The 12,009-nt window shown below is 42.6% G+C and carries 6 protein-coding genes; all 6 read right to left on the bottom strand.

From position 1 onward, the window contains the following. On the bottom strand, window positions 1–1,675 hold a 1,675-nt coding region (locus V3V99_02425), incomplete at its 3' end, for a hypothetical protein (GenBank protein MEE9441508.1). Between the two features lie 280 nt (window positions 1,676–1,955). After that, on the bottom strand, window positions 1,956–4,505 hold the full coding sequence (locus V3V99_02420) for a hypothetical protein (protein MEE9441507.1): 2,550 nt from the start codon (window positions 4,503–4,505) through the stop codon (window positions 1,956–1,958). Window positions 4,506–5,137: 632 nt separating this feature from the next. After that, entirely contained in the window at window positions 5,138–5,719 is a 582-nt protein-coding gene (locus V3V99_02415; protein ID MEE9441506.1) for a redoxin domain-containing protein, read from the bottom strand. Window positions 5,720–6,419: 700 nt separating this feature from the next. Further along, window positions 6,420–8,975 carry a hypothetical protein gene (locus V3V99_02410; GenBank protein MEE9441505.1) on the bottom strand — a complete coding sequence of 852 codons (2,556 nt, stop codon included), beginning with the start codon at window positions 8,973–8,975 and terminating at the stop codon, window positions 6,420–6,422. Between the two features lie 119 nt (window positions 8,976–9,094). Further along, a complete protein-coding gene (locus V3V99_02405; GenBank protein MEE9441504.1) occupies window positions 9,095–11,647 on the bottom strand; it encodes a hypothetical protein in 2,553 nt (850 codons plus the stop codon). A gap of 147 nt (window positions 11,648–11,794) precedes the next feature. After that, on the bottom strand, window positions 11,795–12,009 hold a 215-nt coding region (locus V3V99_02400; GenBank protein ID MEE9441503.1), incomplete at its 5' end, for a hypothetical protein.

The raw sequence follows: 12,009 nt of genomic DNA, 5'->3' as shown, positions 1-12,009 counted from the left end.
CCTTTTCCTGTGTGAAAAAATCAATGTAATCCTCGGTTATTTTTCCATTCCATCGTATTGTTACCTTATCGTGTTTGGGAATAGTGCGTACAATCGGAGCCGGGGGGGGCGAAGCTATTCTAAAATCGGGAACACCGTCTCCGGTAAAATATCTTTTATAACAACAATCACGGGTTGTATCTATCGGAAAATCACCTTCTTCATAACAGGTATCGATGTCAACGCATTTACATTTCCACAAATACCTTCCGCGGTATCCATCATTATCGGTGTCAACTCCGGGATTATCAAATGAAAACTTTACCCAATATGAATTTTCAAAAAGACTTCGGAAATCCAGATAATTGAAATATGCTTCAGGATTCCAGGGATCGTGATACCAGAGATAACTCCAGGGTTTCCAGTGGAATTTGTCGCCAAATACCAAGGCCATTGTCATAAAAGTCGAATCACCTGGCGCCAGATCAACGGGACCGGTTGATAGGACTCCCCGTGGCGAAAAACCATTGGAAACGTCAACGGCAAATGCCATCCCCGGAGGTGGAAGAAATCCTTCGTTCTCATGGTTAATAGTTGTAAACATTTGATCATAATCTATTTCACCATTAGACATTAGGTAATATTTGTTTTTGTCTCCGGTGGGATATCCGATTCCATAATGAAATTCACGATAATTTTCCAATAATTGAGGACCAAAATTCGCCGCCCAATGATATCCGGAAACAAACCAATTAAAATTAACTTCGGCATTCTCATGCGGGCGGCGGAGAAATTGAAATGAGGCTGCAGCACGAGGCGAAAAATAATCATAGCGAGAATTATTTACAGCCTCACCTTCGTTATCGGCCCACCACATCAAATTGACTGAATCAGCCGGAAAGCATTGTTCGTAGGAAAATTCAGAAACATCCTTAAAACCGATGAAGTCATCATTAACGCTGATTCCAAAAAAAACATGACTCTTATGACCGATCTGGGGTGCGGCATAAATGCCCATATAAAAATCTTCTATAGGTTCTTTTCCCATGTTCTTAATAGTATAATCGAAAATTATAAAATCTTCAGTAAAATCATTATCCCAGGCATAACTCGTCTGAGTAATGACGATACCCATGGGTTTATGATAGCGATTATCATAACTATCCTCCGGCATCATCGAATATGGCCAACTAGTTGGCATAGTGTCGGTAAAAGTCACCTTGACATCCAAATCGGAATAAGCGTTTTTATCGTAATTTGTTTCTGTCTTTTTGCCGGATCGAATATCGAAATCACTATTATTCCAATCCGGAAAGATTTCCGTTCTTATCGTCTCCGACCAGTAAGCCGAATACATTGCGGCAGTGGAAACAAGAGTATCGCCATCAATTATTCCCCCAAACCACAGCTTAGCTTCACTCAAGTATTCCTTATATGAGTTTTTAGGATATTCACAACTCTCGTGCCGCGTAAAATCACTACTTGCGCCATAAACGCCAAAGTTTGTAATCGCAAACTTTATTTTATTGGCATCAATAAACATGTAATCGTAGCGCGGAAAATAAAACCCGTAATTCCCCTTGGATGAAGAGGATTCTTCACTGATTACTGTATTGGTAAATGTTGAAAAAAAGATAACAATTAAAAAGCAAATTAACTTTAGTGACTGGCCCCCAAAAATTAACCAGCGAGTCATACAGACTCCTTCCGTTTCGCGGTGGTAATGGATGTGAGGGTAATTTGAATGTCAGCAAATATAAAATAGCTCAATCGAATTGTCAAGTTATTTTCAATTTACCCAAAATCCCGTAATTTGTTATTGATAATCTGACGTTATCTCAGAATCCCGATCATTTATAACCGCCATAAACATAAAGCGTTGCCAATATTTTTTTGTGACTATACAATAAACCATCATGAGAAAAAACGCAATCGCTACATCCTTAAAATTCTAAAAAGACTGGCAGGCGCCAGGATTATTTCATTATTACTAATTTTCCGGTTTGTTCGCCCATGTCGGAGCGGACATGCCAGATATATATACCGGTTGTGATGGCCTGGGTGTTGCGGCTGATGACATTCCACGTTTCCTCCTGAGACCCGGGACCGCCTTCAGGATGAAAATGCGTGATGTATCTGACCAGGTCGCCGTCAATAGTATAAATCCTGATTGAACAAACCGGCGGTAAATTTGCGAAATGAATCGCGCGGGAACGCTCGGATGATTTCTGACGACTGCGATTCTCATACCCCGCCCGAGCATAACCGCCATCAATCCGGTACGGATTGGGAAACACGATCACATTCAAACCCTCGCGCGTAACCGCTTCCGAAGGAGGCAGAGCAAAATTGCGAACGGCGTTGGCCGTCACCGACGATTCCATTACTCCCACCCGGGGATTGAAATTGCCCTTGTTAAAAGCCGTGACATTGAAATAATAAGCCCGCGATGGCTGCAGATTATTTATCGTGTATTCGTATTCGTAAAAACGAAGATAACCGTCAGTAGTCGTATCATTGGCATCATTCCGGGATGCTTCCGGATAAACTTTAACAATCCCATTCGGATCAGACAGGTCAGACTTGTTCCAGTTTTGCAATTCAAAATAATAATACTTGTCGTCATGACCATCATAATATGAATGATGCTCGTCATAGTATTCTTCCGGATCAAAATCATGACCATAGAGACTCAACAAACTGTCGCGAGTTATTCCAAGATAGATGCCGCGCCATTTACCGGAATAATTGTCAAATTCATACATCTTGAAATCATCCCGATCATAAGTTTCGACCAGAACAAAATCCTGCTCCCGGCTATACTCACCAAAATATACTTTGTATCCCTCGAATCCCTTCTGCTGGGTCATAAAATCGATATATTCTTCCGAATCCTGGCCGTTCCAGCGAACTGTTACTTTGCCAAAGTCGGGAATAGCCTTAACAACCGGAGGCGGTGGAGGAGCGGCTGTGCGAAAATCAGGCACGCCATCGCCGGTATAATATCTCTTAAAACAACATTCGCGAGTTGTATCGGGAGGATGGTCGCCGACTTCGTAGCAGGTGTCAACTCTGTCGCAGTCGCATTTCCAGATATATTCCCCGCTGTATCCGTCCCCATCGGTATCAACCCCGGGATTGTCAAATGTAAACGACGCCCAGGTAGCATTCTCAATAAGATTATCGAAATTCAGTGTGTTATAAAAATCATCAGGTTGATAGATATTCATCTTAGTATAATAATCGTGCGGTCTGGAGTGAAACTCATCCCCAAAGACTAGCGCAGTAGTGAAATGAGTTGTTTCATTCGGCTCAAGATCTATCGGCCCAACCGATAAAACACCATATATCTTTGCCCCGGCAGCTATTCTCGAAAGCCAATTCGGGTTTGGAATAGGGAGAAATCCTTCACCCTGGTGATCAAGGGCCAAATAGAGTTGATCGTAATCGACTTCATGATGCGATATCATGTAATATTTATTACGATCACCGGTTGGCGTTCCATATCCGAGATGAAACAATTTGGGATAATTTCTCAGTCGCGGACCAAAATTCAAGTCCCTGTACTCGCTGTTGTGGAACCAGTTAAAACTGACATTTAAATCCTGTTCTGGCTTCCTCAAAAAATGGAGGCTGGCGGCGGCTTGCGGAGAATCAGCGTTCCAGCGGGTATTGTGGAGGGGATCGCCGTCATTATCTGTCCACCACATTAAATCCACTTGATTCGGAGGAAAACAAGGCTCCGACCAAAGATCGGAAATTCCCTTGAAGCCTATGAGTTCATCATTTATACTTTTCCCCCCCATCATTGCTCCCATATTTCCAACCATTGTACTCGCATAAAATCCAATATATACATCCCTAATTGGCTCATCCCCGACGTTGGTCATTTCATAATCGAATATTATAAAATCATCGGCATAATTGTAACCCCAGACAAAGGCACTTTGAGTAATTGAAATATTTAATGGGATGTGATACCGATTATCATATTTATCTACCGGACGCATGCTAGAGGGCATGGCATTTGATAATGTATCAGTATAAGTGCAAATTATATCGAGGTCGGAAACAGCATCTTCAGAATAATATGGTTCAATTTTTATATGCGATCTCTTGGTCATATAACCGGTAGGCCAAAACTCAGTGGTCTTGGTGTAGCTTTGGGGCGCATAAGTGCCCGTAGTGGAGACAACTGTATCCTTTCCAATTATTCCACCGACCCATAAATGAATAAAACCCGAATATTCAATGTATGAATAAGCCGGATATTCACAGCTCCTGTGATTCAGTATCCTATCATTTGCACCAAGAACTCCGAAGTTTGTTAATGAAAGCCTGATATTATTGCGGCAAAATACAAAATCCTCAAAAACAGGAAAACTTATAGATGATCCGGAATTGCCGACGTTGCTATTATCATTCTCCGCCTTAGTTGGATTATTTGAGCATATTAGTATACTTATAATGCTTAATCTTAAAAGCACTTTGCCACCAAAAGCAATGATTCCCAAAAAGCTATTCATTTACCACCCCGAAGTATGGATTCAATTATTTCACCCGATAAATATATCTGAATAATACTGTGAGAGCACATTGTTAATATATGGAATGAATATGAGATAGCAATATATTTTGCAAAGGTTTTGCTATTTCTGAATCCGCTGTTATTCATAAGAAATTCCAATGTAGATTTTCTAAATTTACTTTTTTAACCTGCTGGAGAAGTCTCCAGCAGGTTTATTATTATTCAGTTTCCATTCTAATCGGGTATGTCACAACAATCGCAAAAACAGAGGGGGCACCACAGTTCTTCACCATCCATACATTCCCCATCAAAAGCAAACCAATACTCCCCCTTTTCATGAACCGAAGGCGGATCCCAAATTACGCATGGATATTCTACTTTCTCTGTGCAATAGGCATCCGTTTCACAACTCCGTTCTCCAGTTCCACATATGTAGCAGCGCCCAGAACCGCAGTTACCAGACGCCGAAGCAGGTGAACTAAATCCGACTGTAATGCCGATCGTCATGCAAAAAACGAATAGAAATAAACTTGAAAAGAAGATTAGTTTTTTCATATTTCTTTACCTCCCTGTAAATAAGTTTAGTTTAATGTTTAAATCTCTCTTATGCGCGCGTTATAAGAGATTTACCTATAAGTATTCCTTGAAAAACTCATAATCCAATTCTCTAAGAAAAGAATGTGTCACAAATTTGATATCGTTCTTGCTATCAAGTCCAAACATTGTCGGATATCCTGTTATGCCGTAATTCTCCCGCATATTATTAATGCCTGTCGTATAAATAGGGAACAAATGTTCATACATCATAATTGTCTCAAATTCAATTTCACTACTTGATAGCGATGCAAGAAGCACTATATTTATCCCATTTTTTCCGTTTTTGTAGCCATTGTTCTCCCACCAGTTGAGAATCCGTTCGCACGGTTGACATCCGGGCAGTACAACCGCCACTACAGTTGGTTTACCTTGGGTGATATCGGCCCAGCTAACGGGCCGTCCGTTAAGATTCTTGAGTTCAAGAGCCGGGGCCGTCTGGCCGATTGTAAGATTGGTGCGATTGGGAAGCGTTTCCGGCGATAATTCGCCGATTCCGGATTGCCCGCTTAAGGCCATACCAACCGGAATAGCAAGCGAGATGGCGAGAAAGACAACCAATCCGCCAACCATGATATACATTAGATTCGTTTTGGTACTTGTATCATTGATACCCATTAAAATACCTCCCTGCGAGTAAAAAAGGTATAATCAAAGTTTTATTGCAAAGTTCCCCGTAGTACGACTCGTAGAGAATATAACAATTCTATTGTTTATGTCAAGGAAAGTTCCAATATTATTTAAATACAACTCTACAATTCTTATCTATGATATTATAATTCAATGTATCACCCTCAAAGTCAGTAGGGGAGAAGTCGAGGAATTTCTAATTCCGAGACCCCTGCCGATTATTTTGGCAGGACCGGTGGCCCACTGCCCCGTGCTATCGGGACGGTGGGTTCCTGCCTTGGGCATTTACAATTATCCATCAAATCCACCGCAATTACTGAAAACAATCGCATTATTGAATGGAATGGTTTATGGTTGAGTGTTTGTAATCAATGGCAAAGGAGCCTTTTACGAAAGTACTAAAAAGGACAAAACGAACCCAATTCGCTGTAACTCACACAGATATATTTACATATAAGGAATTTTTAAAAATGCGTTTGTGGATAACTTTTTATTTTTACATAAAATCAGTCATCGCGAGGAGTTCCGTGAAAATGGGAACGACGTGGCGATCTGTTATTTGTAAATTATCACCTAACACACGCATAGCTAACGCCTCCCCGTTCCAAATGGGATGCATTAGTATAACCCATCGAGGATTTATTTACAATCTTTTTTACGAAAACGGCCAACTTTAGTTGCGTGGTAGTTATTTCATAATGACGAGTTTTCCGGTTTGTTCGCCGGTTTCAGAGCGGACATGCCAGATATATATACCGGTTGTGATGGCCTGAGTGTTGCGGCTGATGACATTCCACGTTTCCTCCTGGGACCCGGGACCGCCGTCAGGATGATAATGTTTGATATATCTGACCAGATCGCCGTCAATAGTATAAATCCTGATCGAACAAATAGGCGGTAAATTGGCAAAATGAATCGCCCTGGAACGCTCGGATGATTTCTGACGACTGCGATTCTCATACCCCGCCCGAGCATAACCGCCATCAATCCGGTACGGATTGGGAAACACCATCACATTCAGCCCTTCGCGCTGAACCGCCTCCGAAGGAGGTAAAGCATAATCGCGAACGGCATTGGCCGTCACCGATGATTCCATGACCCCCACCCGAGGATTAAAATTACCCTTATTGAAGGCCGTCACATTAAAATAATAAGCCCGCGAAGGCTGCAAATTTTCGATCGTGTATTCATATTCATAATAGCGTAAATATCCTTCTTCGGTCGTATCATTGGCGTCATTACGCGAGGCATCCGGATAAACTTTGACAATCCCATTCGGATCGGTTAGGTCAGACCGGTTCCAGTTCTGCAACTCAAAGTACAGATATTTATCGGTATGACCGTCATAAAAGGCGTGATACTCATCAAAGTAGTTTTCAGGATCGAAATCGTTGCCATAAAGACTTTCCAGACTGTCACGGGTGATTCCCAGATAGACGCCTCGCCATTTCCCGGAGTAATTGTCAAATTCATACATCTTAAAATCATCCCGGTCATAGGTCTTGACCAGAACAAAATCATCTTCCCGGCTAAACTCGCCGAAATATACTTTGTATCCTTCAAACCCTTTTTGCTGAGTCATAAAATCGATATACTGCTCCGAATCCTGACCGTTCCATCGAACGGTTACTTTGCCATATTCGGGAATCGTTTTAACGACCGGAGGCGGCGGGGGAGCGGCTGTGCGAAAGTCAGCAACGCCGTCGCCCGTATAATACCTCTTATAACAGCATTCACGAGTCGTATCGGGAGGATGCTCGCCTACTTCATAGCAGGTGTCAACTCTGTCGCAATTGCATTTCCAAATATATTCCCCGCTGTATCCGTTACCATCGGTATCAACCCCGGGATTATCAAACGTGAAACTGGCCCACTTCGCATTCTCGATGAGATTGTCAAAATTTAACGTATTATAAAAATCATCAGGACGGTAACCATGAAATTTGGTATAGAAATCGTGAGGATATCTATGGAATTCATCACCAAAGACGAGGGCCGTCGTGAAATGTGTTGTCTCGTTAGGTTCCAAATTTATTGGACCGGCCGAAAGTATTGGAGTAGTAGTAGCCCCGTTGGCCAAATACCAGCCCCACCAGGAACCGGGAGGTGGCAGAAAACCCTCCATTTGATGATCAAGCGCCGCATATAATTGGTCGTAATCGACTTCTTTATGGGATATTAAATAATACTTATTGCGATCACCGGTAGGAGTTCCCAGTCCCCGATGAAAAAATTTCGGATAAGTTTTTAATCGAGGGCCATAATTTAATTCCCAATAAGAACTGTTATAGAACCAATTGAAGCTGACCGGAAGATCGTCTTCCGGTTTTCTCAAAAAATGAAGACTGGCCGCGGCTCGGGGAGATTGATTGGTCCAGCGAGTCCTATGGAGGGGGTCTCCATCATTATCGGCCCACCACATTAAATCCAGTTTGTCTTGTGGGAAGCATGGCTCGGACCAAAGCTCTGAAAATTCTTTGAATCCCACAAGTTCATCATCAATACTTACGCCTTTTTGCATCCCACCCTTATCACCCACTAACGGGTAAACCAAAAATCCGATATATACTTCTCGAATAGGTTCATCTCCGACATTAGTCATTTCATAATCGAAAATAATGAAATCATCGGCATAATTATAGCTCCAGACATAACTGCTTTGGGTAATCGAGACATTCAGCGGTATATGAGATCGGTCATCGTAATAATCTTCCGGGCGGGAAGAAAATGGCATCGCGTTCGACAAAGTATCGGTGTAAGTACAAATTATATCAAGATCAGATATAGCATTCTTACTATAATACGGCTCACTTTTTATATTTGACCTCTTGATCATATAGCCGTCGGGCCAGAATTCAGTCGCCCGGTGAGAAGTACTAGGCAGTTCAAAAACTCCGGCCGTCGAAACAACTGTATCTTCGCCGATAATTCCGCCCACCCATAGGTTGATAAAAGCCATATATTCTATGTATGAGTTGGCCGGGTATTCACAACTTCTATGATTATTGAGTTTATTGGCCGCCCCCAGAATCCCGTAATTTGTTATTGATAATCTGACGTTATTGCGGCTGAAGACAAAGTCTTCATAATCAGGAAACCCGGTAAGCAAATCTATACCACCGCCTCCCCCTCCGTCGTTTTCCTGAGCGATTGCCAAATTGTCTAACGTAATAATTAAGAAAAGACAAAAAACTATTAATTTAGGCCAGCTCCCAAACGCAATGAATCTCAGAATCCCGATCATTTATAACCGCCATAAATATAAAGCGTTGGCAATATTTTTTTGACTATACCATAAACCATCAAGGGAAAAAACACAAGTGTCAGAGCCTTAAAACTCTAAAAAGATTAGCAGGCGCCAGACTATTTCATTATTACTAATTTTCCGATCTGATCGCCCATATCCGAACGGACATGCCAGATATAGATACCGGTTGTGATGGCCTGCGTATTGCGGCTGATGACATTCCAGGTTTCCTCTTGGGACCCGGGGCCGCCGTCGGGATGAAAATGCTTGATGTATCTGACCAGGTCGCCGTCAATAGTATAAATCCTGATTGAACAAATCGGCGGTAAATTTGCGAAATGAATCGCGCGGGAACGTTCGGCCGACTTGGCGCGATTTCGATTTTCATACCCGACCCGGGCATATCCTCCGTCGATGCGATACGGATTGGGAAATACAATAACATTCAGGCCTTCGCGCTGTACCGTTTCGGAAGACGGCAAAGGATAGTCGCGCACCGCGTTAAACATCGGTGATGATTCCATGATGCCTATTTTGGGGTCAAATGAACCCTGGTTAAAAGCCGTTACAGAAAAATAATAAGGTTTGGAGGGCTGGAGATTTTCAATTGTGTATTCGTATTCGTAATATTTTAGATAACCTTCCTCGGTAGTATCACTCGGATTATGGCGTGATGCGTATGGATAAACCTTGTGAATACGACGCGGATCGGAAAGATCAGCGTTATTCCAGTTTTGGGCGACGAAATAATAATAGGTATTCGTTTCATTGACATAAAGAGCATGCGCTTCATCATAGTATAATTCCGGATCGAATTCTGAGCCATAGAGGCTTTCCAGGCTGTCGCGGGTCATTCCCAGGCTAATACCCTTCCAGATTCCTTCCTTGGGAAGGAACTGGAAAACCTTAAAATCATCGCGGTCATAAGTCTCGACCAATACAAAATCTCGTTCGCGATTATTCTCGGCGAAATATACCCGATAACCCTCAAAACCTTTTTCCTGAGTAAAGAAATCAATATATTCTTCCGAATCCTGTCCGTTCCAACGAACTGTCATTTTATCATGCTGCGAAATGGTTCTCACAAGCGGAGGGGGCGGGGGAGATGCGGTTTGAAAATCAGGAATGCCGTCGCCGGTAAAATAACGCTTAAAGCAGCAATCCTGGGTTGTATCGGGAGGATGCTCACCCTCCTGATAGCAGGTATCCAGATCCTCGCATTTGCATTTCCAGATGTATCGGCCCAAATTGCCGTCGCCATCGGTATCCACGCCCGGATTATCAAACGTGAATTTAGCTCTATTAGCGTTTTCAAAAAGAGTGTTGAAATTCAATCTTTCGTAATACTCATCCGGTTCGGTTGGATCGAAATATCTGAAAAAACTCCAGGGTACTTTATGAAAATTATTTCCGATTAAAAATACTACTGTAATAAAGGTCGAGTCACCGGGGTTAATATCGACCGGCCCCGCCGAATATATCGCCGTTACCCGATGCCCATTAGCCAGATTCCGGGCGAAATTCATAGAAGGCGGCGGCAGGAAACCATCGCCTTGATGATTGAGCATTGTCAACATCTGGTCGTAATCAACTTCCTTATGTGACATAATATAGTATTTATTTTTATCGCCGGTAGGTGTTCCCAGCCCATTATGAAATTCTCGCAAATCTTCCCGAAGACGCGGCCCAAAATTTGTGCTCCAGTTGTAACCGCCGTAATACCAGTTGAAATTAATATTATCCGCTTCTTCCGGGAGGCGTAAAAACTGGAGGCCGACCGCGGCCGGGGCTGAATAATGATTGTACCTCACGAAGTTTTCAGGATCACCGTCATTATCGGCCAACCACATCATATTAATCGTATCCACGGGAAAACAGGGCTCGGATGATATTTCCGATGTTTCCTTGAAGCCAACGATTTCATCATTAGCGCTGATTCCGCGCAGCACATTTCCTCGGAAACCAACCAGCGGCGAAACCTCTAATCCCATATAGAAAGCCTCAATAGTTTCCTGTCCGACATTCTTTATCGAAAAATCAAACATGATGAAATCTCGGGTAAAATCATTGGTCCAGGTATAGCTCTTTTGGGTTACGGAAATATTGAGAGGCTTATGATAACGATCATCATGACTATCGACCGGTATCGTGGAGTAAGACCAGGAGTCAGGCATGGTATCGGTGTAAGTACAAATCAAATCCAGATCCGAAACGGCGTCCTCGGCATAATACAAACTTCGCTTAATCGCAGATTTTTTAATCAAATCGCCGCGGCCATCCCAATCGGGAAACAGCTCCGTTCGTACTGTCGTAGACCATTTATTTGAATAGGTTCCGGTTGAAACAAGAGTATCACCGTCAATTACCCCTCCGAACCACAAGTTAATACTGCTTAAATACTCAATATGAGAATTAACCGGGTATTCACAGCTCTTATGCCGCATAATATCACTACCGGCGCCCCAAACTCCGAAATTGGTAATCGACAGGTTAATATGATTCATGTCATTCATGAAATAATCATATCTGGGGAAATAAATGTCAGAAGCAGATTCGATTGTTGACGCGGTCTCACTTAACGCCGGATTGGAAAATTCCAGGAAAAGCAGGATCAGAAAAACAAAGCATAAAGCCCAGGGTTTAACCGAGGCTATTTTTGTGAGTCGCATAGTTGTAATATCAATCTCCTAATGACGCGCTATCAACGACAATTTTAGGGGGATAATATATGCTTTCAGGCAGAAATTGGCAATACGCCGAACTCCTCATTTTGAGAAATTTATGGCCTTTATGAAAGCAAAAACTCTATGTCTATCCTATTTCATAATAACAAGTTTACCGATCTGATCGCCCATATCCGAACGGACATGCCAGATATAGATACCCGTCATGATCGCCTGCGTATTGCGGCTGATGACATTCCACGTTTCTTCTTGAGATCCAGGTCCACCATCAGGACGAAAGTGTTTGATATATCTAACCAAATCACCGTCAACGGTATAGATTCTAATAGCACAGATCGGCGGCAAAT

It is taken from the genome of Candidatus Zixiibacteriota bacterium, from assembly GCA_036480375.1.
Taxonomy (GTDB): Bacteria; Zixibacteria; MSB-5A5; order GN15; family JAAZOE01; genus JAZGGI01.
The sequence above is the reverse complement of the archived record's forward strand: the minus strand, read 5'-3'. Positions and strand labels throughout refer to the sequence as shown.

Coding starts and splice junctions, on each gene's coding strand:
- V3V99_02420 (MEE9441507.1), bottom strand. CDS start 4,505: ATGAATAGCTTTTTGGGAATCATTGCTTTTGGTGGCAAAGTGCTTTTA.
- V3V99_02415 (MEE9441506.1), bottom strand. CDS start 5,719: ATGGGTATCAATGATACAAGTACCAAAACGAATCTAATGTATATCATG.
- V3V99_02410 (MEE9441505.1), bottom strand. CDS start 8,975: ATGATCGGGATTCTGAGATTCATTGCGTTTGGGAGCTGGCCTAAATTA.
- V3V99_02405 (MEE9441504.1), bottom strand. CDS start 11,647: ATGCGACTCACAAAAATAGCCTCGGTTAAACCCTGGGCTTTATGCTTT.